The 23,616-nt window shown below is 65.6% G+C and carries 26 protein-coding genes and 1 tRNA gene; 22 read left to right on the top strand and 5 right to left on the bottom strand.

Annotated elements, in window-relative coordinates; all coding sequences use genetic code 11:
- Positions 1–25: 25 nt before the first annotated feature.
- Both brxL and OP497_RS01320 read left to right on the top strand, forming a co-directional pair.
- A complete protein-coding gene (gene brxL / locus OP497_RS01325) occupies positions 26–2,095 on the top strand; it encodes a protease Lon-related BREX system protein BrxL (RefSeq protein ID WP_280545982.1) in 2,070 nt (689 codons plus the stop codon).
- Between the two features lie 37 nt (positions 2,096–2,132).
- Complete coding sequence (locus OP497_RS01320; RefSeq protein WP_280545981.1) at positions 2,133–2,369, top strand: hypothetical protein; 237 nt, start codon at positions 2,133–2,135, stop codon at positions 2,367–2,369.
- 151 nt (positions 2,370–2,520) lie between these two features.
- On the opposite strand, the gene OP497_RS01315 is transcribed toward OP497_RS01320, so the two are convergent.
- A tRNA-Pro gene (locus tag OP497_RS01315) sits at positions 2,521–2,597 on the bottom strand.
- A 211-nt stretch (positions 2,598–2,808) separates the two neighbouring features.
- On the opposite strand from OP497_RS01315, the gene OP497_RS01310 reads away from it, so the two are divergent.
- Positions 2,809–3,186: a CidA/LrgA family protein gene (locus tag OP497_RS01310; RefSeq protein ID WP_280545980.1), complete on the top strand. Its 378-nt coding sequence runs from the start codon at positions 2,809–2,811 to the stop codon at positions 3,184–3,186.
- Positions 3,183–3,914 carry an LrgB family protein gene (locus tag OP497_RS01305; RefSeq protein WP_280545979.1) on the top strand — a complete coding sequence of 244 codons (732 nt, stop codon included), beginning with the start codon at positions 3,183–3,185 and terminating at the stop codon, positions 3,912–3,914. The genes OP497_RS01310 and OP497_RS01305 overlap by 4 nt, the downstream gene beginning before the upstream one ends.
- A gap of 133 nt (positions 3,915–4,047) precedes the next feature.
- Here OP497_RS01305 and OP497_RS01300 read toward each other — a convergent pair whose 3' ends face one another.
- Entirely contained in the window at positions 4,048–4,404 is a 357-nt protein-coding gene (locus OP497_RS01300; RefSeq protein ID WP_280545978.1) for a hypothetical protein, read from the bottom strand.
- A 205-nt stretch (positions 4,405–4,609) separates the two neighbouring features.
- Between OP497_RS01300 and OP497_RS01295 the strand changes: the two genes are divergently transcribed.
- The 4 genes from OP497_RS01295 to OP497_RS01280 all read left to right on the top strand — a co-directional run bounded on the left by OP497_RS01295 (position 4,610) and on the right by OP497_RS01280 (position 8,639).
- Entirely contained in the window at positions 4,610–4,783 is a 174-nt protein-coding gene (locus OP497_RS01295; RefSeq protein WP_280545977.1) for a DUF2970 domain-containing protein, read from the top strand.
- A gap of 120 nt (positions 4,784–4,903) precedes the next feature.
- A complete protein-coding gene (gene coxB, locus OP497_RS01290; RefSeq protein WP_280545976.1) occupies positions 4,904–6,031 on the top strand; it encodes a cytochrome c oxidase subunit II in 1,128 nt (375 codons plus the stop codon).
- A gap of 47 nt (positions 6,032–6,078) precedes the next feature.
- Positions 6,079–7,710: a cytochrome c oxidase subunit I gene (gene ctaD, locus OP497_RS01285; protein WP_280545975.1), complete on the top strand. Its 1,632-nt coding sequence runs from the start codon at positions 6,079–6,081 to the stop codon at positions 7,708–7,710.
- Between the two features lie 65 nt (positions 7,711–7,775).
- Entirely contained in the window at positions 7,776–8,639 is an 864-nt protein-coding gene (locus OP497_RS01280) for a cytochrome c oxidase subunit 3 (RefSeq protein ID WP_280545974.1), read from the top strand.
- A gap of 26 nt (positions 8,640–8,665) precedes the next feature.
- On the opposite strand, the gene OP497_RS01275 is transcribed toward OP497_RS01280, so the two are convergent.
- Positions 8,666–8,860, bottom strand: coding sequence for a DUF2909 family protein (locus OP497_RS01275; RefSeq protein WP_280545973.1), 195 nt, complete (start codon positions 8,858–8,860; stop codon positions 8,666–8,668).
- Positions 8,861–8,921: 61 nt separating this feature from the next.
- Between OP497_RS01275 and OP497_RS01270 the strand changes: the two genes are divergently transcribed.
- From OP497_RS01270 to OP497_RS01255, 4 genes are read left to right on the top strand one after another with little or no spacing between them, the layout of a single operon-like run.
- Entirely contained in the window at positions 8,922–9,605 is a 684-nt protein-coding gene (locus OP497_RS01270; RefSeq protein ID WP_280545969.1) for an SURF1 family protein, read from the top strand.
- Positions 9,602–10,162: a hypothetical protein gene (locus OP497_RS01265; protein ID WP_280545968.1), complete on the top strand. Its 561-nt coding sequence runs from the start codon at positions 9,602–9,604 to the stop codon at positions 10,160–10,162. The genes OP497_RS01270 and OP497_RS01265 overlap by 4 nt, the downstream gene beginning before the upstream one ends.
- Positions 10,152–11,234 (top strand): COX15/CtaA family protein, encoded by a 1,083-nt coding sequence (locus OP497_RS01260; RefSeq protein ID WP_280545967.1) that lies wholly within the window; start codon positions 10,152–10,154, stop codon positions 11,232–11,234. The genes OP497_RS01265 and OP497_RS01260 overlap by 11 nt, the downstream gene beginning before the upstream one ends.
- Entirely contained in the window at positions 11,227–12,147 is a 921-nt protein-coding gene (locus tag OP497_RS01255) for a heme o synthase (RefSeq protein WP_280545965.1), read from the top strand. The genes OP497_RS01260 and OP497_RS01255 overlap by 8 nt, the downstream gene beginning before the upstream one ends.
- Positions 12,148–12,215: 68 nt before the next feature.
- On the opposite strand, the gene OP497_RS01250 is transcribed toward OP497_RS01255, so the two are convergent.
- Positions 12,216–13,673, bottom strand: coding sequence for an SLC13 family permease (locus OP497_RS01250; protein ID WP_280545964.1), 1,458 nt, complete (start codon positions 13,671–13,673; stop codon positions 12,216–12,218).
- 153 nt (positions 13,674–13,826) lie between these two features.
- On the opposite strand from OP497_RS01250, the gene OP497_RS01245 reads away from it, so the two are divergent.
- From OP497_RS01245 to ihfA, 9 genes are all read left to right on the top strand, one after another.
- Entirely contained in the window at positions 13,827–14,294 is a 468-nt protein-coding gene (locus tag OP497_RS01245; RefSeq protein ID WP_280545963.1) for a DUF2489 domain-containing protein, read from the top strand.
- A 301-nt stretch (positions 14,295–14,595) separates the two neighbouring features.
- Positions 14,596–15,411 (top strand): OmpA family protein, encoded by an 816-nt coding sequence (locus tag OP497_RS01240; protein ID WP_280545962.1) that lies wholly within the window; start codon positions 14,596–14,598, stop codon positions 15,409–15,411.
- Positions 15,412–15,630: 219 nt separating this feature from the next.
- Complete coding sequence (gene thrS / locus OP497_RS01235; protein WP_280545961.1) at positions 15,631–17,529, top strand: threonine--tRNA ligase; 1,899 nt, start codon at positions 15,631–15,633, stop codon at positions 17,527–17,529.
- Positions 17,530–17,563: 34 nt separating this feature from the next.
- Positions 17,564–18,106: a translation initiation factor IF-3 gene (gene infC / locus OP497_RS01230; protein WP_280546026.1), complete on the top strand. Its 543-nt coding sequence runs from the start codon at positions 17,564–17,566 to the stop codon at positions 18,104–18,106.
- 99 nt (positions 18,107–18,205) lie between these two features.
- Complete coding sequence (gene rpmI / locus OP497_RS01225) at positions 18,206–18,400, top strand: 50S ribosomal protein L35 (RefSeq protein WP_280545960.1); 195 nt, start codon at positions 18,206–18,208, stop codon at positions 18,398–18,400.
- A 37-nt stretch (positions 18,401–18,437) separates the two neighbouring features.
- Entirely contained in the window at positions 18,438–18,791 is a 354-nt protein-coding gene (rplT, locus tag OP497_RS01220) for a 50S ribosomal protein L20 (RefSeq protein WP_021817421.1), read from the top strand.
- Between the two features lie 128 nt (positions 18,792–18,919).
- A complete protein-coding gene (gene pheS / locus OP497_RS01215; protein WP_280545957.1) occupies positions 18,920–19,939 on the top strand; it encodes a phenylalanine--tRNA ligase subunit alpha in 1,020 nt (339 codons plus the stop codon).
- Positions 19,940–19,973: 34 nt separating this feature from the next.
- Positions 19,974–22,352 carry a phenylalanine--tRNA ligase subunit beta gene (pheT, locus tag OP497_RS01210; RefSeq protein ID WP_280545956.1) on the top strand — a complete coding sequence of 793 codons (2,379 nt, stop codon included), beginning with the start codon at positions 19,974–19,976 and terminating at the stop codon, positions 22,350–22,352.
- Between the two features lie 78 nt (positions 22,353–22,430).
- A complete protein-coding gene (gene ihfA, locus OP497_RS01205; RefSeq protein WP_280545955.1) occupies positions 22,431–22,733 on the top strand; it encodes an integration host factor subunit alpha in 303 nt (100 codons plus the stop codon).
- Between the two features lie 71 nt (positions 22,734–22,804).
- On the opposite strand, the gene OP497_RS01200 is transcribed toward ihfA, so the two are convergent.
- The gene (locus OP497_RS01200; RefSeq protein ID WP_280545953.1) at positions 22,805–23,014 is read right to left on the bottom strand and encodes a DUF2788 domain-containing protein; all 210 of its coding nucleotides are present in this window, start codon (positions 23,012–23,014) and stop codon (positions 22,805–22,807) included.
- A 136-nt stretch (positions 23,015–23,150) separates the two neighbouring features.
- Between OP497_RS01200 and OP497_RS01195 the strand changes: the two genes are divergently transcribed.
- A complete protein-coding gene (locus tag OP497_RS01195; RefSeq protein ID WP_280545952.1) occupies positions 23,151–23,615 on the top strand; it encodes a flavodoxin in 465 nt (154 codons plus the stop codon).
- The last annotated feature ends 1 nt before the right edge of the window (position 23,616 follow it).

The following is a 23,616-nucleotide window of genomic DNA, read 5'->3' as shown; positions in this document are numbered from 1 at the left end:
GACCAATCCGATGGAACCCGCTCGAATGGAAGCGCTCCCCAACGTCAGCACAGACGAGTCTGCCGACCTCGACACCCTGCTCAACACCCACTTTGCCGGCCGGGTGGTGCGCAAGGACCTGACCCAGCGGGTCAAGGAAGGCGCCAACGTGCCGGTGTACGTGCTGGAGTATCTGCTTGGCATGTACTGCGCCACCGACGATCCGGAGGTGATCGATGAGGGCCTGAAGAACGTCAAGACGATCCTCACCGACAACTACGTGCGCCCCGACGAGGCCGAGAAGGTGAAGTCGCTGGTCCGCGAGCGCGGCAGCTTCAAGGTGATCGACCGGGTGATGGTGCGCCTCAACGAGAAGCAGGACTGCTACGAGGCGGCGTTCAGCAACTTGGGCATCAAGGATGCCGAGATCTCCGCGGGCATCGTCAAGGAGCACGAGAAGCTGCTGGTGGGCGGCATCTGGGTGATCGCCACCCTGAGCTACTACCACGAGGAGGGCCAGCGCGGCTCGCCATTCGGGGTCAGCCAGCTCAAGCCGATCCAGATGCCGCACATGGACATGGAGGCGCTGTTCGAGGGACGCTGCGGCTTCACCACAGATCAGTGGCGCGAGGTGCTGATACGCTCCATCGGCATGGAGCCTGCCGAGCTCGATGAAACCGTGCAGTGGCACCTGCTAGCCCGAATGATTCCCTTCGTCGAGAACAACTACAACGTCTGCGAGCTGGGCCCCCGCGGCACGGGCAAGAGCCATATCTACAAGGAGTGTTCCCCCAACAGCATCCTGGTCTCGGGCGGCCAGACCACCGTGGCCAATCTGTTCTACAACATGAGCTCGCGGCGCATCGGCCTGGTGGGCATGTGGGACCTGGTGGCCTTCGACGAGGTGGCCGGCATCTCGTTCAAGGACAAGGATGGCGTCCAGATCATGAAGGACTACATGGCTTCCGGTTCCTTCGCCCGCGGGCGCGAGCAGATGGAAGCCTCCGCCTCCATGGTGTTCATCGGCAACATCAACCAGAGCGTCGAGTCGCTGGTGAAGACCAGCCACCTGCTGACCCCGTTCCCCGACGCCATGATCGACGCCGCCTTCTTCGACCGCTTCCACGCCTACATCCCGGGCTGGGAGATCCCCAAGATGCGGCCGTCGTTCTTTACCCAGCGCTACGGCTTCATCGTCGACTACCTGGCGGAGTTCTTCCGCGAGATGCGCAAGCGCAGCTTCGCCGACGCCATCGACCAGCACTTCCGCCTGGGTGATAACCTCAACCAGCGTGACGTCATCGCCGTGCGCAAGACCGTCTCCGGCCTGCTCAAGCTGCTCTACCCGCATGGCGGCTCTTCACAAGGGCTGGAGAAGGAAGACGTGCGTCAGTGCCTGGTGTATGCGCTGGAGGTGCGCCGCCGGGTCAAGGAACAGCTCAAGAAGATCGGTGGCATGGAGTTCTACGACGTCCACTTCAGTTACATCGACAAGGAGACCCTGGAGGAGCACTTCGTCTCGGTGAAGGAGCAGGGTGGCGGGGGGCTGATTCCCGAGGGCCTCGGCAAGCCTGGCGTGGTGCACACCATCGGACTCAGCGACAAGGGCATGCCCGGGGTCTACCGCATCGAGCTCCAGGTCACTGCCGGTAGCGGCAAGCTCGCCATGTCGGGGCTGTGGAACTCTACCTCGGCCAAGGAGCAGGTCAAGATGGCCTTCGACTACTTCAAGGCCAATGCCAGCCGCGTCAGCGGCTCCAGCAAGGTGCTGGAGCACGACTTCCACCTGCACGTGGTCGACCTGCAGAATACCGGCGTACTGCGCGACCTCGCCCTGGCCAGCCTGGTGGCCTTCGCATCAGGGTTGCTGGGCAGGCCCACCCAGGGCCAGATGGTGGTGCTGGGCGACATGAGCCTGGGCGGGAGCCTGAAGCCCGTGGAGAGCCTGGCCGAGTGCCTGCAGGTGTCCTTCGACGCCGGCGGCAAGCGCGTCACCCTGCCCATGGCCAGTGCCGCGGATATCGCCACCATTCCCGCCGAGCTGTTCACCAAGTTCCAGACCAGCTTCTATGCCGAGCCGGTGGATGCCGTGGTGAAGGCGCTGGGGGTGGAGTAATCCCCCTTACCCCGACAACGATTCTGGAGAGAATCTAGTGAGCACCGAACCCGAACTTATTCAGAGCCCACTCAGCCAGTCCATCACCCGCGATGGCCACACCCTGCAAGTCGATATCTACCGCCTGGAGGAGGAGGTCGACTGGCTGCTGGAGGTCGTTAACGCGGACGGCACCTCCCACGTCTGGGACGACCGCTTCACCACCGACCAGGCTGCCTTGGGTGCGCTGCATGCAGCCATCGATGAGGAGGGCATCGGTGTCTTTCTGGACTGACGCCTTGGCATAGAGGAAGCAATAGGAGGGTAGGGCGCGGGACGTCGCTGGTTGTTGCTCTCGCATGGAACCCATATGGAATCCACGGGAGCGACAACGAAAAACGGCCACTTGCTGCAAAGAGCTAAGTGGCCGTTTTTTCTGATATTTCTGGTCGGAGCGACAGGATTCGAACCTGCGACCTTTGCAACCCCATTGCAACGCGCTACCAAGCTGCGCCACGCTCCGATGCGGTTTTCGGGCTACCTGGCCTGTGGATCCTGGCCCCCGAGAACGAGGCGTATACTAGCGCGTCGCGGGGCAAATGAAAAGTCCCTTTTGCGCTTCCGTTTCAATTGCTTGGCGGGTCGTTTCGGCGAGGCCCCGGATCCCGGTGCTTCTGTCACACTGTCTGCAATGAGAACCTGCTCCGCGGGGAGCTGCCGAGAGGAGGGCGGATATGCCGTTGATCATGGGGATGAGCATGCTGCTGGCCTGCCAGTTTGCCGGCGAGCTGGTGGCGAGGGGACTCACGCTGTCGATACCGGGGCCGGTGATCGGCATGGTGATCCTGCTGGTGGCCTTGATGATCCGCGGCAAGGTGCCGTCGAGCCTGCGCCTGACGGGGGAGGGGCTGCTGCGCTACCTGACGCTGCTGTTCGTGCCCGCCGGGGTGGGGTTGATGGTGCACTTCGAGTTGATCGGGGCCGACCTCTGGCCGATCGTGGTGACCCTGGTGGTATCCACGGCGGTGACCCTGGGCGTGACGGCCTGGGTGCTGGAACGCCTGCAACATGGCCATTCCCGGCGCAACGGCGGGCCGGGAGGCAAGGCATGAATGTCGCCATCCTCGACCAGCTGTGGGTCTATCTCTCGGGCAATCCGCTGCTCTCGCTGCTGACGACCCTGCTGGTCTTTGTCCTGGCGGTGCGAATCAACCGCGCCGTGGGCGGTACCCCGCTGCTGCACCCGGTTACGCTCGCCATCGCCATGCTGATCGCCCTGCTGCTGCTGGTGGACATGGATTACCGTACCTACTTCGAGGGGGCCCAGTTCATCCACTTCCTGCTGGGGCCGGCCACGGTGGCCCTGGCGATTCCCTTGTATGACCATCGCGAGCGGGTGCGTCGCCTGCTGTGGCCGCTGTTGCTGGCCTGCGGGGCGGGGATCGTCACGGCGGTGGCGTCCACCCTGGGGTTGGCCATGCTGCTCGGCGCGCGCACCGAGACGCTGCTGTCGTTGGCGCCGCGCTCGGTTACCTCGCCGATCGCCATGGGCATCGCCGAGCAGATCGGCGGGATTCCCTCGCTGGCCGCCGGCCTGGTGTTGTTGACCGGTTCGATCGGCTGCGCCCTGGGGCCCTGGATCTTCCGCCTGCTGCGGATCAAGGATCCGGTGGTGCAGGGCTTCACGCTGGGGCTGGCGGCGCATGGCTTCGGCACCGCCCACGCCTTCGCCCGCCTGGGGGCCGTGGCCGGTGCCTTTTCCGGCCTGGCAATGGGGCTGACGGGCCTGCTGACCGCCTTCCTGTTGCCCCTGATCATCCGGCTGTTCGGCTTCGGCTGAGCTCACGTTCACGGGGGCGGGTACAACGCGACAGGATCACCTCGGTCCGGCACGGCAGGGGGTCCCTGCCTTGCCGTTCGCATCCTTCCCTGTGTGCCGCGCGCGCATCGCCCCCGGTATGTTCGAGGAGCGCTCAGATCTCTTCCCAGAGACGCTTGCGGAAGTCATGGGAGAGCTCTGCGGCCTTCTGCATCCGCTCCATCTGGGCGTCGGTCACCTCCTTGATGAGCTGCTGATAGCGCTCCTGCATCTCGGCCGGGGTCTGAGGGGTCTCCCCCTCGAAGGATTGGGCGATCTTCTGGCCGCTCTCGGCGAGTGCCTGGAGGAACTGCGACTCGAACTGCATGGCGTCGGCCATGCTCTCCATCCAGGCCAGCTGCATGCGAGCCATGGGCGTGGCCCCCTGCGTGAACTGTTTTTGCCACCACTCCATCATCGGCTCTGTCGCGGCCAGGGCAGGGTTGGCCGTGGTGTCTTTGTGCTTGGTCATGGTCGGTCTCCTTGGGGATCCCTGGCGGGATGAGGTATCACGTTCGGCTCTCCTCTGCAGTGTAGAAGATGAATGCGGTTTTGTGCGTTGCAGCGAAAGGGGCGTCGCCTGCGGCGCTTGGCGTGGAAGGCGTCCACGGGTCGGTCCTGGCGGCATGGTCTAGGGTGGTTGGGAGTCCGTCGGCGGTAGATTGAGGAGAAACGGGATGTGGCAAGCGATCAAATCGGTACTGGCGGCCTTCCTGGGGGTGCAGAAGGATGAGCGGCGGCGTGAGGACTTCGCGTCTAACCGTCCCGGCACCTTCATCGCGGCGGGGCTGCTCTTGGGGTTGGTGTTCGTGGTGCTGGTGGCGCTCGTGGCCATGCTGGCAGCGCGCTGAACGGCCCAGCGTTGACGATGCCGTTTACCTGCCTCGTGGCGACAGGGGTGACGAACTGTCGCACTCTTCTATACTGCCTCAAGCGCTCGCTAATACAACAATGACCCTGAGGAGGCGCCGATGCGCACGTTGCTCGTGTGGATGGCGGGGGGGCTGGCCTCCGCAGCCCTGACCCCGATTGCGCTGGCCAATGGCTGGAACATGCCGGTCGGTGTCACGGCGCTCAGCCGTGACATCTATTCCCTGCACATGATCATCTTCTGGATCTGCGTGATCATCGGGGTCATCGTCTTCGGGGCGATGTTCTACTCGCTGTTTCGCTATCGCCATTCGCGTGGCGCCAAGGCGGCCACCTTCCACGAGCACACCAGCGTGGAGGTGATCTGGACGGCGATCCCGCTGCTGATTCTGGTGGCCATGGCAGTGCCCGCCACCGCCACCCTCAAGAACATGTATGACACCTCCGAGGCCGACCTCGACATCATGGTCACCGGCCAGCAGTGGCGCTGGCGCTACGAGTATCTGGGAGAAGAGGTCGCCTTCACCTCCAATCTGAGCACCCCCCGCGAGCAGATCAGCGGCGCCGACGAGAAGGGCGAGAACTACCTGCTCGAGGTAGACGAGCCGCTGGTGCTGCCGGTGGGACAGAAGGTGCGCCTGCTGCTGACGTCGGACGACGTCATCCACTCCTGGTGGGTGCCGGATCTCGCGGTCAAGCAGGACGCCATCCCCGGATTCGTCAACGAGAACTGGGTGCGCATCGAAGAGCCCGGCATCTATCGCGGCCAGTGCACCGAACTGTGCGGCAAGGACCATGCCTTCATGCCGGTGGTGGTCGAGGCCGTCGAGCAGGAGCGCTTCGACGAGTGGCTGGCCGAGCGCAAGGTGGCCGCCGCGCAGGAGGCCGCTGGCGTCGATCGCGAGTGGGGCATGGATGAGCTGATGGCGCGTGGCGAGCAGGTCTACGGCTCGGTGTGTGCCACCTGCCACCAGCCCGACGGCAGCGGCAATCCGCCTGCCTTCCCCGCGCTGGCCGGCAACCAGGCATTGATGAATGAACGCGATCGTCATATCAACACGGTGATCAATGGCGTCTCGGGGGCCGCGATGCCGGCGTTCCGCAATACGCTCAATGCGGTGGAAATTGCCGCGGTGATCACCTACGAACGCAATGCCTGGGGCAACGAGACTGGCGACAGCGTGCAACCGTCGGAAATCGCCGAACGTATCGCCGACCAGGGCGAGTGACCGGCCTTTCCGTTTCTCTTTCGTGATTGCCAACAGGGAGATTTCCGATGGCGTCCCACCTGCCTCCCAAGCCCACCCCGCAGCACAGCACGGCCACTGCCGGTGGCATGGCCGAGACCGGTCATGCCCGGCCCCGTGGGCTGCTGCGCTGGCTACTGACCACCAACCACAAGGAGATCGGTACTCTCTACCTGCTCTTCTCGCTGACCATGTTCTTCATCGGGGGGATCTTCGCCTTGGTGGTGCGTGCCGAGCTGTTCCAGCCCGGCCTGCAGTTGGTGCTGCCCGAGTTCTTCAACCAGATGACCACCATGCACGGCTTGATCATGGTGTTCGGGGCGATCATGCCCGCCTTTGTGGGACTGGCGAACTGGATGGTGCCACTGCAGATCGGCGCCCCGGACATGGCCCTGCCGCGCTTGAACAACCTCAGCTTCTGGCTGCTGCCGGTGGCCTTCACGCTGCTGCTCAGCACCCTGCTGATGCCGGGCGGCGGGCCCAATTTCGGCTGGACCTTCTACGCGCCGCTTTCCACCACCTACGCGCCGCCTTCCACCACCTTCTTCATCCTCTCGCTGCATATTGCCGGCATCAGCTCGATCCTCGGTGCCATCAATATCATCGCCACCATCCTCAACCTGCGCGCCCCGGGGATGCGAATGATGGACATGCCGCTGTTCGTCTGGACCTGGCTGATCACCGCCTTCCTGCTGATCGCGGTGATGCCGGTGCTGGCCGGGGTGGTCACCATGATGCTGATGGACATCAACTTCGGCACCAGCTTCTTCAACGCCGCCGGCGGCGGTGACCCGGTGCTATTCCAGCACCTGTTCTGGTTCTTCGGGCATCCCGAGGTCTACATCATGATCCTGCCGGCCTTCGGCATCGTTTCGGCGATCATCCCGACCTTCTCCCGCAAGCGGCTGTTCGGTTACGCCTCCATGGTTTACGCCACTTCGGCGATTGCCATCCTCTCCTTCCTGGTCTGGGCTCATCACATGTTCGTGGTGGGGCTGCCGCTGGTGGCGGAGCTGTTCTTCATGTACACCACCATGCTGATCGCGGTGCCCACCGGGGTGAAGGTCTTCAACTGGGTGGCGACGATGTTCCGCGGCTCGATCAGCTTCGAGCCGCCGATGCTGTTCGCGCTGGCCTTCGTGGTGCAGTTCACGGTCGGTGGCTTCTCGGGACTGATGCTGGCCATCTCGCCGGCCGACTTCCAATATCACGACACCTACTTCGTGGTGGCCCACTTCCATTATGTGCTGGTGCCCGGCGCGCTCTTCGCGATCCTGGCCGGCGCCTACTACTGGCTGCCCAAGTGGACCGGCCACTACCCGCACCTGCGGCTGTCCCAGTGGCACTTCTGGTTGTCGGTGATCGGCGTCAACCTGACCTTCTTCCCGATGCACTTCTCGGGGCTCGCCGGCATGCCGCGTCGTATTCCCGACTACGCGCTGCAGTTCGCCGATTTCAACCTGGCCTCGAGCCTGGGGGCCTTCCTCTTCGGTACCTCTCAGTTGCTCTTCGTGCTGGTGATCATCAAGTGCGTGCGTGGTGGCGAGAAGGCCCCGGCCAAGGCCTGGGAGGGCGCCGAGGACTTGGAGTGGAGCGTACCCAGTCCGGCCCCGTTGCACACCTTCGAGACGCCCCCGGACTTTCATCCCCATCGGCACTGAGTGGCGTCGGCAGCGATGCAGGCAGCGGTGTCGCACCGCGGGCCGATCAAAGAAGGAGACAGCGCATGAGTGGTGGCAGCTACTATGTTCCGGAGTCCAGCAAGTGGCCCATCCTGGCGTCGCTGGCGCTGGGGGCGATGATGATCGGCATCGGCACGCTGCTGGTGCATGGCATGGCCGGCATGCCGGTCATGGCGCTCGGCCTGGTCGGCGTGCTGGCGGTGATGGCGTTGTGGTTCCGCGATGTCATCCTCGAATCGCGGGGCGGGCTCTACGATCACCAGATGGATCGCTCCTTCCGCTGGGGGATGGGCTGGTTCATCTTCTCGGAGGTGATGTTCTTCGCCGCCTTCTTCGGCGCGCTCTTCTACGTGCGGACCTTTGCGCTGCCCTGGCTCGATGGCGAGGGCGCCAAGGGGGTGGCGGCCTTGCTGTGGCCGGACTTCACCGCCAGCTGGCCTCTGCTCAACCCGCCTGACGTCTCCATCGAGGGGCCGCAGGAGACCTTCAGCCCCTGGCACCTGCCGCTGGTCAATACCCTGATCCTGGTCTCCTCCAGCATCACCCTGACCATCGCCCACGAGGGCCTCAAGGAAGGCCTCCGTGACAGTGCCCGCTTCTGGCTCACGGTGACCGTGCTGCTGGGGCTCTGCTTCATCTCCATCCAGGGAGTCGAGTACTACGAGGCCTATGCCCATTACGGCATCACCCTGCAGGCGGGCATCTATGGCGCCACCTTCTTCCTGCTCACCGGCTTCCACGGGCTTCATGTGATCATCGGTACCATCATCCTGTCGGTGATGCTGATACGGGTGTTCCGCGGGCACTTCACAACTGACGATCACTTCGGCTTCGAGGCGGCGGCCTGGTACTGGCACTTCGTCGACGTGGTATGGATCGGTCTGTTCATCTTCGTCTATGTGTTCTGATCCCGGGAGCAGAGCTACCCTCCTGGTCAGCCGCCGAGGCTGCCCTGGGTGAAGCCGTAGCCAAGCAGGACGAGCAGCAGGACGGCCAGGGCCACACGGATCTTGAGGGAGATCAGCACGCGCCGTGAGCGGCTGCCGTCGCGGACCAGGAAACCGGCACCCACGGCCAGGCTCATGACCATCGCCAGAAAGACAAGGGCTATCAATATCTTGAGAAACATTCACGGCTCCAAGAAAGGGTCGGTATCCGGCGCGCATCGCGGCCCTTCAGCGGCCCGTCGGATGGGCTGGTGGGGGTTCTGGACCTGCCTGGTGGTGCTGGGCCTCGCACTCGGACTATGGCAGTGGGAGCGTGCCGCCGACAAGCGCGACTATCTGGCTCGCCTGGCGGCCGCACCGCGGATCGAGGCCCCGTCGGCGGCTCCGCCAACCGGTGCGCAGCTGGTCCTGCAGGGCGAATACCTTGCCGAGCAGACCCTGTTCCTCGACAACCGCATCCATGGGGGGCGCCTCGGGGTGGCGCCCCTGACGCCGTTTCGCGACGTCAATGGGCGCATCTGGCTGGTCCAGCGGGGTTTCCTGGCGACCGGCCCGACCCGAAACGACCCGAGGGTCGAGACGCCCGGTGGCGTGGTCACCCTGGAGGGCCGTTGGCAGACGGCCGGCGAGGCGGCACCACTGTTCGGCCCCAATCGGGAGGGCAGCCGCCTGCAACGCATCGACCTCGCGGCCTGGGAGCTGGAGTCGGCCTTCGCGCATCCAGGCTGGCTGCACCTCGAGCAGGGGCCGGGCCATCTCGAGTCCTGGTGGCAGCCAAGCGTAGTGCCGCCGGAGCGCCACCTGGGCTATGCCTTTCAATGGTGGGGGCTGGCCCTGGCCGCCCTGGTGATCATGCTGGTGGGGGCGAGGCGCCAGGCACGCCGCCCCGACACGGTGTCCATCCCGCGCAAGGAGATTCCCCGATGACTCATGCCGGACGTCAGCGCCTCAAGCTGTTGGCTTTCTTCGCAATCTTCGCCCTGCCGGTGGCCGTCGCCTGGGGCATGGTGGAGTGGCGCATCGGGATTCCCGAAGGACGCACCGCCCATGGCGAGTTGCAACCCTCGCTGCCCCTCCTGTCGCAGTGGCCGCTGACGCCCGTGGAGAAGCAAGGAGAGAGCGACTGGTGGCTGGTCTTCGACTGCCCCCAGGCGTGTGACGCCAATGCCGATCGCTGGTGGCGCCTGCATCGCGCCCTGGGTCGCGAGGCCGACCGGGTCAGCCGCCTGCGCATCGGCGGAGGCGGCGAGCCGCTTCCCGGCGCGGCCCTGGCGCAGTGGACGGGCGAGACCGACTGGCGCTCCCCCCATCGCCTCTGGATCCTCGACCCCGAGGGTCGACCCGTGCTCGGTTATGCCCCGGAGGTCGCGACCGCTGACGTGCTCGATGACCTGCGACGCCTGCTGCGCATGAACCCCGAGCCCCCCATGGCGCGGTTCGACCACGCCTCGAGCGTGGTGGGGGGCGGCGCCGATGGCGAGTAGCGCGTGGGCAGCAGGCGATGACAGCCGCCGTCGATGGCTGGTGGGGCTGAGCCTGGCAGGCGGGGTCTTCACCGCCGTGGTGGTACTGGTGGGGGCCTGGACGCGGCTGGTGGATGCCGGCCTCGGGTGTCCCGACTGGCCGGGGTGCTACGGGGCCCTGGTGGTACCGGATGCCGAACGCGCCCTGGCGCATTCCCCCGAGGTGCCGCTGGAGTCCGCCAAGGCCTGGGTGGAGATGGTGCACCGCTATCTGGCCTCGACCCTGGGGCTGCTGGTCATCGCCCTGGTGGTGCTGGGCGCGCGGTGGCGCCGGGAAGCGGGCTATCCCTGGTCCATCAGCCTGGCGCTGCTGGCGGTGATCCTGCTGCAGGGCGCGTTCGGGGCCTTCACGGTGACCCTCAAGCTATGGCCGCAGGTGGTGACCCTGCACCTGCTGGGGGGCCTGACGGTGATGCTGCTGTTCCTGTGGCTGCATCTGCGGCTGCGCCGGTTCTCGTCCGGCGTGGGCAGGGGGGCACCACGCCGGCGCCTGACGCCGCTGTGGGGGCTGGCCGTGCTATTGCTGGTGGGGCAGCTGGCGCTGGGCGGCTGGACCTCGAGCAACTATGCCGGGATCGCCTGCCAGGGCTTTCCCACCTGCAACGGCCAGTGGTGGCCGGCGATGGACTGGAGCGAGGGCTTCCACCTGACCCAGACGGTGGGCCCCAACTACCTGCATGGCCAGTTGCATGCCGAGGCGCGCAGTGCCATCCAGGTCGGGCACCGGCTTGGCGCGCTGGCCCTCGGCCTGAGCCTGCTGCTGCTCGCCTGGCGCCATCGGCGAGCGGCGGAGATGCGTCCCTGGCTGGCATTGCTGGGCGGGGCCTATGGCATTCAGGTGGCGATCGGCATCGCCAACGTGCTGGCCTGGCTGCCCTTGTGGCTGGCCCTGCTGCACACCGCCGGTGCAGTGCTGCTGGTGGTGGCCATGGCCCTGGCCCTGTGGCACTGGCGTTGGTCGACGGTCCCGACGGCGGTCGAGCCGGCGGGCGCCCGGAAAACTGCAACGAAAGAGGAGTTGGCTCATGTCTGACGTCATGATGGAGCGTGCGCCGGTCGGCCATCTCGCCGGCTGGGGTTGGCGAGACCTCTATACGCTGTGCAAGCCCCGGGTGGTGGCGGTGATGCTGGTCTGTACCCTGGTCGGCATGCTACTGGCCGCACCGCTGCCAGATCCCGGGGCCGTGGTCTTTGGCCTGATCGGTATCGGGCTGGCCGCCGGTGGGGCCGCGGCCTTCAACCATGTGGTCGACCGCCGCCTGGATGCGCTGATGCTGCGCACCGCCCGACGACCGCTGGCGACCCAGCGCATGCCCACGTCGCTGGCCCTGGTCTGGGCGACGCTGCTCTCGGCCTGCGGCATCGGGTTGCTGGCCTGGCAGGTCAACCTGTTGACGGCCTGGCTGACCCTGGGCTCGCTGATCGGCTATGCGCTCATCTATACCGCCTTCCTCAAGCATGCCACGCCGCAGAATATCGTCATCGGCGGGGTGGCCGGGGCCGCGCCGCCGCTGCTGGGTTGGACGGCGGTCACCGGCCAGCTGGGCCCCGAGCCGCTGCTGCTGATGTTGATCATCTTCGCCTGGACGCCGCCGCACTTCTGGGCGCTGGCCATCCACAAGCGCGACGAGTATGCCCGAGCCGGGGTGCCAATGCTGCCGGTCACCCATGGCGAGGCCTTCACGCGATTGCAGGTGTGGCTATATGGCTGGCTGACCGTGGCGGTGACCCTGCTGCCCTTCACCATCGACATGAGCGGGACGCTCTACCTGGTGGGGGTGATGGCGCTCAACCTGCGCTTCATGGTGTGGAACTGGCGGGTCTGGCGCGGCCATGATCCGCAGGCCCCGCTGGCGGCCTTCTGGTTTTCCATCCGCTACATCCTGGGCGTCTTTGGCGTGCTGCTGCTGGATCACTATGGCGCCGCCTGGATGCTGGCTGCCTGAGGTCTCGTCTCCCGACGCAACGAGCCCGGCCATTTGGCCGGGCTCGTTGCGTCATGGTCGTCGTCAGATCACCAGAGCGTGATGATCAGGAAGTAGGCCATCAGGGTCACCAGTACCGTGCTGATCAGGTTGAGCATGAAGCCGGCACGGATCATCGACTGGATCTTCATGTGGCCGGTGGCGAAGACGATCGCGTTGGGGGGCGTGGCCACTGGCATCATGAAGGCGCAGCTGGCGGCGATGGCGGCCGGCACCGTGATCAGCAGCGGCGAGATGTCCAGCGACAGGGCCAGCGCCCCGAGCAGCGGCAGGAAGGCGGCGGCGGTGGCGGTATTGGAGGTCAGCTCGGTGAGGAAGATGATCACCAGCACCACCACGCCGACCATCGCCAGCAGCGGGAAGGTGCCGAACACGCCGAGCTGCCCGGCGATCCACTCCGCCAGGCCCGAGCGACTGATCGAGCCGGCCAGGGCCAGGCCACCACCGAACAGCAGCAGGATGCCCCAGGGCAGCTCGCGCGCCGCGTCCCAGTCCATCAGCCGCACGCCGGGCTCGCGGCCGGATGGCACCAGGAAGAGCGAAATGCCGGCGATGATGGCGATGCCCGTGTCGGAGAGCCAGTCGAGTCCCGCGTCATTGAGCAGAGGGCGCAGCATCCAGGTCACCGCGGCTAACAGGAAGACGATGCCCACGCGGCGCTCGGCGGGGCTGGTCCGGCCGAGCTTGGCCAGCTCGTCGCGGACCATGCCGGCACTGTCCTCACCGGCGTCCAGGGCGAAGCCGCGACGGGTCAGCCACCACCAGGCGCAGGCCATCATGGCGGCACTGATCGGCAGGCCGATCATCATCCACTGGGCAAAGCCGATATCGATGCCGCGGTCCTCGGCCAGGTAGCCGGCCAGCAGGGCATTGGGCGGCGTGCCGATCAGGGTGGCCACGCCGCCGATGCTGGCGGAGTAGGCGATGGCCAGCAGCAGGGCCGTGGCGTAGCGGAGCAGTTCTTCGGGGTCGCTGTCGTTCAGCAGGCTGACCACCGACATGCCGATCGGCAGCATCATGATGGCAGTGGCCGTGTTGGACACCCACATGCTGAGAAAGCCCGTGGCCAGCATGAAGCCGCCGATCTGCTGGCGAGGCTGGTGGCCGACCACTCGCAGCACGTGCAGGGCGATGCGTCGATGCAGGTTCCAGCGCTGCATGGCGATGCCGAGCAGGAAGCCGCCGAGGAACAGATAGATGATCGGGTTGGCATAGCTCGCGGCCGTCTCGCTGATGCCGCCGATCCCCAGCGCCGGCACCAGTGCCAACGGCAGCAGCGAGGTGGCGGGAATCGGGATCGCTTCGGTGGACCACCAGGTGGCCATCAGCAGAGCGAGGCCCACGCAGGCCCAGGCCGGTTCGGCCATACCGGCCGGGGCGGGCAGTAACAGGGTCATCAGCACCCAGAGGGGGCCTAGCCACAGGCCGATGCGCACGGAGAGGGGAGGCGTCGAGGGCTTGCCGTTAGAGTCATCGGTGGTGGACATCATCGCTCCTTGCCGAGATGAGAGGGGACGAGAAACTACGTAAGCTGCACGCATCGTACAAGGGCAACGGTGTCCGGCATGGCCACCGTTTCGAGAGGCAGGCGCCGACGTGTAGAATGCTGCTACCTGCCACGAAAATACCGGGACATGCCCATGACCAATACCCTGGCACTGATACTTCTCGGCCTGGCCCTGGCCATCATCGCCGGCCTCGGGGCTTACGCCTACACCCTCTGGAAGGAGGTGCAGCGACGCAAGGACTTCCGAGAGGAGGAACTGCAGCGCGCCCATCGGAATTGCCTGGAGAATCTCGAGATGGTCGCCGCGGCGCTGGTACAGGAGCAGGTCGATATCACCGAGGGTAGTTGGCGCTGCAAGGTGCTGCTGGAGATCCTCGACCAGAAGCTGACCGAGCGCCCCGATTTCCGGGCCTTCGACGAGGTGCATCGCCGCACCCGCCACCTGCATACCCATTCCGCGCGCCAGGCGCTCAATTCCCGCGATCGCTTCCAAGAGGATCGCGAGCGCCTGGCCGTGGAGGAGGAGTTCCGCGAGCCGGTGCTCAAGGCGGCGGCAGCGGTGATGGAGTTTCGCCGCGGCTGGCCGGGCAGCCTGCACTGAGTGATGCTCGCCAACCGCCCGCGTTTGTGACGGGCCGAGGTTTCGTGCGGTCGTGCACCATCCTTAGATTGCAACCTCCCGGTCTCTGCTGCATGCTTGTCGTATCTCGTAGATGGTTGATATATGGCTGTTGGCCACGGCCATCGGAGGACCGGACTGGCCGAGAAGGCACTTCCGTGCTTTCTTGGTAAGTGCAGGAAGCGGGTCGGGGGCCGCTTCCTTCGGGTCATTCCTCGGAACCCCGGGTAATGAAGGCATTTGCCTGTCACGCCGGGATGACGTCAAGAAGAAGGAGTCTTACATGAAAAAATCTACGACTGGCTTGTTGCTCGGTTCCGCGCTGGTGGTCGGCCTGTCCGGCTGTGCCAGCTCTGCTTCCCAATCCAGTGACGCTGCCGGCGTATCGTCCGATCGGGCCTGGTACCAGCACCCGGCCGTCTGTGGCCTGGCCGGCGGCCTGATCGGCGGTGGCATTGGCTACGCGTCAAGCGGCGATTCCGATGAGGACACTGGTGCTGCCATCGGTACCACCGCCGGTGCCACTATCGGTGCCATGCTGTGTGCCGACACCTCGCCGGCACCGGTCGCGCCGGCGCCGCGCGATACCGACGGCGACGGCGTCATCGATGCCGATGACCAGTGTCCTGGAACCCCGGCCGGCGTAGCCGTGGATGCCGTGGGCTGCCCGCTGGATTCCGACAGCGACGGCGTGCCGGACTATCAGGATCAGTGCCCGGGTACCCCGGCCGGTGCCGAGGTCAACGCCCTGGGCTGCGAAGAGGACCTGGTCCTGCGTGACGTCAACTTCGAGTTCGATTCCGCGATCCTGACCATGGGCGCCGAGCAGATTCTCGAAGACGTGGCCGGGAAGCTGCGTGCTAACCAGAACGTCCGCGTGCGCATCGAGGGTCATACCGACTCCATGGGCAGCGAGGCCTACAACCAGCAGCTGTCCCAGCGTCGTGCCGACTCCGTGGCCGACTATCTGGCCAGCCAGGGTGTCCGGCCGAACCGCATGCAGACGACCGGCTACGGTGAATCCCAGCCGGTGGCCAGCAACGATACCGATGCGGGTCGTGCCGAGAACCGTCGCGTGGAACTGGGCGAGTGGGAGTGATCCTGCCCTGACCCGACCCATGGCCCCGGGCGTGTCCTGAGGCCGACGGTAGATCGAGAGAAGGCGCCTCCGGGCGCCTTCTCCCGTGTCGGGCGCCGTGTTCCGCCATGGCGCCTCAGGGTGTGCGTCTGCTAGGCTAGGCGTCGCTTTTTCCACGACCATTCTTCTGGCGACACGTGATCCCTGGTATGGATCACCACTGCGCACAAGGAACCCTTCATGCCCATCGTGACCCTGCCCGACGGCAGTCAGAGATCCTTCGACGCCCCCCTCACCGTGATGCAGCTGGCCGAGAGCATCGGCCCCGGCCTCGCCAAGGCCTGCGTGGCCGGCAAGATCGATGGTGTGGCGGTAGACGCCGCCGATGTCATCGACCGCGACGCCGAGGTGGCGATCCTCACCGGCCGCGATCCTGACGGCCTGGAGGTCATCCGCCACTCCTGTGCCCACCTGATCGGCCATGCCGTCAAGCAGCTCTATCCCGGTGCCAGGATGGCCATCGGCCCGGTGATCGAGGATGGCTTCTACTACGACGTCGACTTCGGGCGTTCGGTGACCCCGGAGGATCTCGAGGCGATCGAGGTCCGCATGAAGGCGCTGATCGATCACGAGTATGACGTGGTGCGCGAGTACGTCGACCGCGACCAGGCGATGCTGACCTTCCTGCATCGTGAGGAGCCCTACAAGCAGGAGATCGTCCGCGAGATTCCCGAAGGGCAGACCATCCGTCTCTACCATCACGAGGAATATGTGGACATGTGCCGGGGGCCTCACGTGCCCAACACCCGGCACCTGAAGGCGTTCAAGCTGACCAAGCTGGCCGGTGCCTACTGGCGCGGCAACGCCGAGAACCCGATGCTGACGCGCATCTACGGTACGGCCTGGCCCGACAAGAAGCAGCTCAAGGCCTATCTCAAGCGGCTCGAGGAGGCCGAGAAGCGCGACCATCGCAAGCTGGCGAAGAAGATGGATCTGTTCCACCTCCAGGAAGAGGCGCCGGGCATGGTCTTCTGGCACCCTAACGGCTGGACCATCTACCAGGCCCTGGAACAGTACATGCGCCGGGTGCAGAACGATAACGGCTACCAGGAGATCAAGACGCCGCAGATCGTCGATCTTTCGCTGTGGAAGGCCTCCGGTCACTGGGGCCACTACAGCGACATGATGTTCACCACCGAGTCGGAGAAGCGCGACTACGCCGTCAAGCCGATGAACTGTCCCTGCCACGTGCAGGTGTTCAACCAGGGCCTGAAGAGTTACCGTGACTTGCCGCTGCGCCTGGCCGAGTTCGGCAGCTGTCACCGCAACGAGCCCTCCGGTGCCCTGCACGGCCTGATGCGGGTGCGCGGCTTCACCCAGGACGATGCGCATATCTTCTGCACCGAGGGGCAGATCCAGTCCGAGGCCGAGGCCTTCATCGCCCTGACCATGAAGGTCTACCGGGAGCTCGGCTTCGATGACGTGGAGCTCAAGCTCTCCACCCGCCCCGAGGGATTCATGGGCGAGCCGGCGCTCTGGGACCGTGCCGAAGCCGGGCTCGAGGCCGCGCTCGACGCCACCGGCCTCGAGTGGGAGCTGCAGCCGGGCGAGGGCGCCTTCTACGGACCCAAGATCGAGTTCTCGCTGCGTGACTGCCTCAACCGGGTCTGGCAGTGCGGGACCCTGCAGCTGGACTTCAACCTGCCGGGGCGGCTAGGGGCCCAGTTCGTCGACGAGGACGGTGTCCGCAAGACGCCGGTGATGCTGCATCGGGCAATCCTCGGCTCCTTCGAGCGCTTCCTCGGCATCCTCATCGAGCACTATGCCGGCGCCATGCCGCTGTGGCTGGCCCCCCAGCAGGTGGTGGTCATGACCATCACCGACGCGCAGCGCGACTATGCCGTATCGCTGGTGGAGCGTTTGCAGAAAGTCGGTCTGCGCGTCAAGTCGGACTTGAGGAATGAGAAGATCGGCTTTAAAATCCGCGAGCATACGTTGCAGAAGGTCCCCTATCTCCTGGTGGTGGGAGATAAGGAAGTCGAGTCCGACTTGGTGGCCGTGCGTACGCGCAGCGGCGAGAATCTTGGTACGATGGGGGTGGATGCCTTCATCGACCGTGTTCGGGCCGAGCGGCAATAGCGACATCTTCCCAAGCTGAAGTGGAGACGGAACCATCAAGCGAAGCAACCCCAGAGGGCGCGCCCAAGACAAGCGCCCCCCCATGAATGAGCGGATTACCGAGGATCAGGTTCGCCTGATCGACAGCGACGGCGAGCAGATGGGCGTTGTGCCCACCAGCGATGCGCTGGAGCGCGCCGAAGCGGCCGGTATGGACCTCGTGCAGATTTCCAACGCCGATCCGATCGTCTGCAAGATCATGGATTACGGCAAGTTCGTCTTCGAGCAGAAGAAGCAGAAGTCTGCTCAGAAGAAGAAGACGAAGCAGATCCAGGTCAAGGAAGTGAAATTCCGGCCTGGCACCGACGAGGGCGACTATCAGGTCAAGATGAAGAACCTGATCCGCTTCCTCGAAGGTGGCGACAAGGGCAAGGTCACGCTGCGCTTCCGCGGTCGCGAGATGGCGCACCAGGACATCGGTCGCAAGCTGATGGAGCGGATCGCCGCCGATCTCGAGGAGATCGGGAGCGTGGAGTCCTTCCCCAAGATGGAAGGGCGCCAGATGATCATGATCATTGCCCCCAAGAAGAAGCAGTAAGAGAAGAAGTGATCCGACGGCCAGTTCAACGGGCGGAAGGCGACTAGGCCTTCCGTTGGCCACGGATTTTCTGAAGAAACCTCGAGCGGAGTTAACCTCATGCCGAAGATCAAGAGCAACAGCGGCGCTGCCAAGCGCTTCAAGAAGACGGCCAACGGCTTCAAGCACAAGCAGTCGTTCCGCAGCCACATCCTGACCAAGAAGTCCACCAAGCGGAAGCGTCATCTGCGTGGGATGAAGCAGATCCACGACGCCGACAAGCAGCTCGTGCAGCGCATGCTGCCGAACCTGTAACACCCCGGGTGAACCCCTCTAACGTCAGGAGAAAGCCATGACTCGTGTCAAGCGTGGTGTCGTCGCACGTCGTCGTCACAAGAAGATTCTCAAGCAGGCCAAGGGCTACTACGGTGCCCGTTCACGCGTCTTTCGCGTCGCCAAGCAGGCCGTCATCAAGGCCGGTCAGTACGCGTACCGTGACCGCCGCCAGCGCAAGCGCCAGTTCCGCGCCCTGTGGATCCAGCGCATCAATGCCGGTGCCCGTCAGCACGGCCTGTCCTACAGTCGCTTCGTCGGTGGCCTGAAGAAGGCCGGTATCGAGATCGACCGCAAGGTGCTGGCCGATCTGGCCGTTCACGAGAAGGCTGCCTTTGCCGCCATCGTCGAGAAGGCCAAGGCTGCCCAGTAAGGGACGTCGACCCTTGGCTGGCCGCGGTTCTCGCCGTGACGCCGGACCATGATCGTCGCAGGGGAAGAGCAGCCGCTCTTCCCCTGTTTTTTTGAAAGACTTCTTGGAAAGACTTCGGAGCTCAACGGATGGATCACCTTCCCACTCTGGTTGCCGAGGCCCGCGACGCCATTCACGCCGCCGACAGCCTGGCCGCGCTGGACGAACTGCGCGTCCGCTATCTCGGCAAGAAGGGCGAGATCACCGCGCTGCTCAAGGGGCTCGGCAAGCTGGCTGCCGAGGAGCGCCCGGCCGCAGGCGAGCGCATCAACCAGGCCAAGCAGGCCTTGGGCAAGGAACTGGACGAGCGGCGTCAGGCGCTGGAGAAGGCGGCCCTCGAGGCGCGCCTGGCCGCCGAACGCCTCGACGTGACCCTGCCGGGACGCGGCCAGCCCAGCGGCGGCCTGCACCCGGTGACCCTGACGCTGGAGCGCATCGAGGGGCTCTTCACCCGCATCGGCTATGACGTGGCGGTCGGTCCCGAGATCGAGGACGACTACCATAACTTCGAGGCCCTCAATATCCCCGCGCACCACCCGGCGCGGGGCATGGCCGATACCTTCTACTTCGATGCCACCCGGCTGCTGAGGACCCATACCTCGCCGGTACAGGTGCGGACCATGAAGGAGGCCGAGCCGCCGATCCGTATCGTCTGTCCCGGGCGCGTCTACCGTAGCGATTCCGACCTGACCCATACCCCCATGTTCCATCAGGTCGAGGGGTTGCTGGTCGATGAAGACGTCAGCTTCGCCGACCTCAAGGGCACCATCCAGGACTTCCTGCACGCCTTCTTCGAGCGTGATGACCTCTCGGTGCGCTTCCGGCCCTCCTACTTCCCCTTCACCGAGCCCTCGGCGGAAGTCGATATCCAGTGCGTGATGTGTGGTGGCGATGGCTGCCGAGTCTGCTCCCATAGCGGCTGGCTGGAAGTGATGGGCTGCGGGATGGTGCATCCCGAGGTGTTCCGCCACTCAGGCATCGACGCCGAGCGCTATACGGGCTTTGCCTTCGGCATGGGCGCCGAGCGCCTGGCCATGCTGCGCTACGGCGTCAACGACCTGCGGCTGTTCTTCGACAACGATCTGCGCTTCCTGCGCCAGTTCGCCTGATCGACCACCGGATAAGCAGAACACAGGATACGTCATGAAATTTTCCGAACAGTGGCTGCGTGACTGGGTCTCGCCGGCGCTCTCCACCCAGGCGCTGGCCGACCAGATCACCATGGCTGGCCTGGAAGTCGATGCCGTGGAACCGGTAGCCGCGGCCTTCAGCGAGGTCGTGGTGGCGGAAGTGATCGGCAAGGCGCCGCATCCCGATGCCGACAAGCTCAATGTCTGTCGGGTCGATGACGGCAGCGGCGAGCCCGTCCAGGTGGTCTGCGGGGCGCCCAATGTGGCCGTGGGGCAGAAGGTCCCCTTCGCCCGGGTCGGTGCGGTGCTGCCCGGCGACTTCACGATCAGGAAGGCCAAGCTGCGCGGCGTCGAGTCCCGCGGCATGATCTGCTCGGCCTCCGAGCTGGGCCTCGAGGAGACGACCTCCGCGGGTATCCTCGTGTTGCCGGCCAGCGCGCCGATCGGCGAGGGCTTGCGTGACGTCATGGGCCTCGACGATCACACCATCGAGGTGGACCTGACGCCGAACCGCGGGGACTGCCTGAGCCTCAAGGGGCTAGCCCGCGAGGTCGGGGTGCTCAACCGGCTGGCCGTCAAGGGGCCCGACCTTACCCCGGTGGCCGCCACCTTTGATGAGACCTTCCCGGTGCGTGTCGAGGACGGTGAGCGCTGTCCGCGCTACATCGGCCGCCTGATCAAGGGCGTCGACGTCACCGCCGAGACCCCGCTGTGGATGGTCGAGCGGCTGCGTCGCAGCGGCATTCGCGCCATCGATCCGGTGGTGGATGTCACCAACTACGTGATGCTCGAGCTTGGCCAGCCCCTGCATGCCTTCGATCGCGCCAACCTGCACGGCAGCGTGGTCGTGCGGCTGGCACGCGAAGGTGAGCAGCTGGTGCTGCTCGACGGCCAGGCGATCACCCTGGATGGCGCCACGCTGGTCATCGCCGACGAACGTGGCCCGCTGGCCATCGCCGGCATCATGGGCGGCGAGCACTCCGGCGTGAGCCCCGAGACCCGCGACATCTTCCTCGAGGCGGCCTTCTTCTCGCCGCTGGCGGTCGCCGGTCAGGCGCGTTCCTATGGTCTGCATACCGACGCCTCGCACCGCTTCGAGCGCGGTGTCGACCCGGCGCTCGCCCGCGAGGCCGCCGAGCGGGCCACCGTCCTGCTGCTGGCGATCACCGGTGGCGAGCCGGGGCCGTTGGTCGAGGTGGCAAGCGAACCGCACCTGCCGGACGGCCGCGAGGCGACGCTGCGGGCGGCGCGACTGGAGCAGGCACTGGGCAAGTCGCTGCCCCGTGACGAGGTCACCGAGATCCTCGAGCGCCTCGGCCTGGTGGCCGAGGTCTCCGACCAGGGCTGGAGCGTGCAGGTTCCGAGCTGGCGCTTCGACATCGCCATCGAGGAAGACCTGATCGAGGAGGTGGCGCGCATCCACGGTTACAATCGCCTGCCGGTGCGGCGTCCCCAGGTCCGCCTGGCCCTGCGTCCGGCCCACGAGGCGCACACGCCGCTGGCGCGGCTGCGTCGCCAGATGGTCGCGCGTGGCTACCAGGAGGCCGTGACCTACAGCTTCGTCGCCCCCGAGCTGCAGCAGGTGCTGCATCCCGAGGCGGTATCGCCGACGCTGGCCAACCCCATCTCCAGCGACCTCTCGGTGATGCGCGCGAGCCTCTTTCCCGGCCTGGTGCGGGCCCTGCAGCATAACCTCAATCGCCAGCAGGACCGGGTACGACTGTTCGAGACCGGCCTCACCTTCCGTGGCGAGCTCGACCACCTGCACCAGACCCCGATGCTCGGGGCGCTGGTCTGCGGGCCTCGCGAGCCGGAGGGCTGGACCGGGGGCAGGGAGCCGGTTGACTTCTTCGACCTCAAGGGCGACCTGGAGAGCCTGCTGGCCCTGGGCGAGCCCGAGGCCTGGCGCTTCGAGCCGGGCGAGCATCCGGCCCTGCACCCGGGTCAGTGCGCGCGCATCCTGCACCGCGGCGAGGAGGCCGGCTGGATCGGCACCCTGCACCCGGCGGTACGTGCCAAGCTGGGCCTCAAGGTCGATGCGTTGCTCTTCGAGGTGCGCCTCGATGCGCTGACCCAGGGCCGGGTGCCGGCCTTTACGCCGCTGTCGCGCCATCCCGAGGTGCGCCGCGACCTGGCCTTCCTGGTCGACGAGGGGCTGCCGGTGCAGTCGCTGCTCGACACCATCCGCGCCCAGGCCGGCGAGTGGCTGGTGGAGTCACACCTGTTCGATGTCTACCAGGGCAAGGGGGTGCCCGAGGGTCTCAAGAGCGTAGCCCTGGGCTTGACCTGGCAGCATCCATCACGCACGCTTAATGACGAGGAAATCAATCAGTTGGTTGATGCCATCGTCGCGGAGTCGCGTCAGCATCTGGGGGCGGAATTGCGCGCATGAGGCCCGAGTGTCTCGTCGATCGGCAGGACCAGCGCCATGAGGACGACAACATGGGGGTGACAAGATGGGTGTGACAAGATGGGTGCGCTGACCAAGGCGGAACTGGCCGAACATCTGCACGCCGAGCTTGGCCTCTCCAAGCGCGAGGCCAAGTTTATGGTGGAGGCCTTCTTCGAGGAGATACGCGGCTGCCTGCGCGAGAACGAGCAGGTCAAGCTCTCGGGCTTCGGCAACTTCGACCTGCGTGACAAGCGTGAACGACCCGGCCGCAACCCCAAGACCGGCGAGGAGATCCCGATCTCCGCGCGGCGGGTGGTCACTTTCCGGCCCGGCCAGAAGCTCAAGAGCCAGGTCGAGGGGTACCGTGGCGAGGCCCACTGATACTCATGCCAAGCATGAAAAACGCCACTCCTTGGAGTGGCGTTTTTCATGGCCAGGGGCTCGGCGTGTCGTCACACGCCGCCGCCGTTCTCCAGCATCCAGGTGATCACCACCTTCAGGACATAGCCCAGCATCCCGGCGCCCAGCACCACGAACAGCATGATGGTGCCGAAGCGGCCGGCCTGGGACTTCTTCGCCAGGTCCCAGATGATGAAACACATGAAGAGGATCAGGCCGCCGATCATGATCGGGGTGATCCAGGTCTCGAAGGTCTGCTGCATGTTGTCTCCGTGCACGCCGCGGGGGAAAGCCGACCAGTATACTCGGGCATTGGCGTCGCCTGCAGGTGCCAGGGCGTGGCCCCATGCCGCAGCCTCGTGTTAATATCCGAGCGAAATTCTCAGGTAAATCCATGACATGCCCATGCTCAAGATCTTCGTAGGAACCATGTATGGCGGTGCCCTGGACGTCGCCGAGCAGGTCAAGCCGCTGTTCGAGGAGGCCGGCTACGAGGTGGCCATCTTCGACCAGCCGACCCTCGACGACCTCATCGGCTCGCCCACCGACCTGGCGCTGTTCTGCGTCTCGACCACCGGCAGCGGCGACCTGCCCGGCAACATCGTGCCCTTCGCCCGCGACCTCGAGGAACGCAGTCCCGGTCTCGAGGGACTTCGCTATGGCCTCATCGCCCTGGGCGACAGCTCCTACGGCGAGACCTTCTGTGGCGCCGGGCGCCACCTTGACGCGCTGCTCGAGGGGCAGGGGGCGCAGCGCCTCGGTGAGCGTCTCGAGGTAGATGCCATGGAGACCTTCATGGCGGACGACGAGGCCCTGCCCTGGGTCGAGCAGTGGATCGATGCCCAGCAGCTGAAGGTGGCTTGAC

The organism is Halomonas sp. 11-S5 (assembly GCF_029889825.1).
Classification (GTDB): Bacteria; Pseudomonadota; Gammaproteobacteria; order Pseudomonadales; family Halomonadaceae; genus Halomonas.
The sequence above is the reverse complement of the archived record's forward strand: the minus strand, read 5'-3'. Positions and strand labels throughout refer to the sequence as shown.

Bases quoted from the DNA above. Each gene is read 5' to 3' on its own strand.
- OP497_RS01195 (WP_280545952.1), top strand. From the start codon at position 23,151: ATGCCCATGCTCAAGATCTTCGTAGGAACCATGTATGGCGGTGCCCTG.
- OP497_RS01270 (WP_280545969.1), top strand. From the start codon at position 8,922: ATGGGCTGGTGGGGGTTCTGGACCTGCCTGGTGGTGCTGGGCCTCGCA.
- OP497_RS01305 (WP_280545979.1), top strand. From the start codon at position 3,183: ATGAATGTCGCCATCCTCGACCAGCTGTGGGTCTATCTCTCGGGCAAT.
- OP497_RS01300 (WP_280545978.1), bottom strand. From the start codon at position 4,404: ATGACCAAGCACAAAGACACCACGGCCAACCCTGCCCTGGCCGCGACA.
- OP497_RS01310 (WP_280545980.1), top strand. From the start codon at position 2,809: ATGCCGTTGATCATGGGGATGAGCATGCTGCTGGCCTGCCAGTTTGCC.
- brxL (WP_280545982.1), top strand. From the start codon at position 26: ATGGAAGCGCTCCCCAACGTCAGCACAGACGAGTCTGCCGACCTCGAC.
- rpmI (WP_280545960.1), top strand. From the start codon at position 18,206: ATGCCGAAGATCAAGAGCAACAGCGGCGCTGCCAAGCGCTTCAAGAAG.
- ctaD (WP_280545975.1), top strand. From the start codon at position 6,079: ATGGCGTCCCACCTGCCTCCCAAGCCCACCCCGCAGCACAGCACGGCC.
- OP497_RS01240 (WP_280545962.1), top strand. From the start codon at position 14,596: ATGAAAAAATCTACGACTGGCTTGTTGCTCGGTTCCGCGCTGGTGGTC.
- OP497_RS01275 (WP_280545973.1), bottom strand. From the start codon at position 8,860: ATGTTTCTCAAGATATTGATAGCCCTTGTCTTTCTGGCGATGGTCATG.
- pheT (WP_280545956.1), top strand. From the start codon at position 19,974: ATGAAATTTTCCGAACAGTGGCTGCGTGACTGGGTCTCGCCGGCGCTC.
- OP497_RS01280 (WP_280545974.1), top strand. From the start codon at position 7,776: ATGAGTGGTGGCAGCTACTATGTTCCGGAGTCCAGCAAGTGGCCCATC.
- coxB (WP_280545976.1), top strand. From the start codon at position 4,904: ATGCGCACGTTGCTCGTGTGGATGGCGGGGGGGCTGGCCTCCGCAGCC.
- OP497_RS01200 (WP_280545953.1), bottom strand. From the start codon at position 23,014: ATGCAGCAGACCTTCGAGACCTGGATCACCCCGATCATGATCGGCGGC.
- OP497_RS01295 (WP_280545977.1), top strand. From the start codon at position 4,610: ATGTGGCAAGCGATCAAATCGGTACTGGCGGCCTTCCTGGGGGTGCAG.
- ihfA (WP_280545955.1), top strand. From the start codon at position 22,431: ATGGGTGCGCTGACCAAGGCGGAACTGGCCGAACATCTGCACGCCGAG.
- pheS (WP_280545957.1), top strand. From the start codon at position 18,920: ATGGATCACCTTCCCACTCTGGTTGCCGAGGCCCGCGACGCCATTCAC.
- OP497_RS01260 (WP_280545967.1), top strand. From the start codon at position 10,152: ATGGCGAGTAGCGCGTGGGCAGCAGGCGATGACAGCCGCCGTCGATGG.
- thrS (WP_280545961.1), top strand. From the start codon at position 15,631: ATGCCCATCGTGACCCTGCCCGACGGCAGTCAGAGATCCTTCGACGCC.
- OP497_RS01265 (WP_280545968.1), top strand. From the start codon at position 9,602: ATGACTCATGCCGGACGTCAGCGCCTCAAGCTGTTGGCTTTCTTCGCA.
- OP497_RS01250 (WP_280545964.1), bottom strand. From the start codon at position 13,673: ATGTCCACCACCGATGACTCTAACGGCAAGCCCTCGACGCCTCCCCTC.
- rplT (WP_021817421.1), top strand. From the start codon at position 18,438: ATGACTCGTGTCAAGCGTGGTGTCGTCGCACGTCGTCGTCACAAGAAG.
- OP497_RS01255 (WP_280545965.1), top strand. From the start codon at position 11,227: ATGTCTGACGTCATGATGGAGCGTGCGCCGGTCGGCCATCTCGCCGGC.
- OP497_RS01245 (WP_280545963.1), top strand. From the start codon at position 13,827: ATGACCAATACCCTGGCACTGATACTTCTCGGCCTGGCCCTGGCCATC.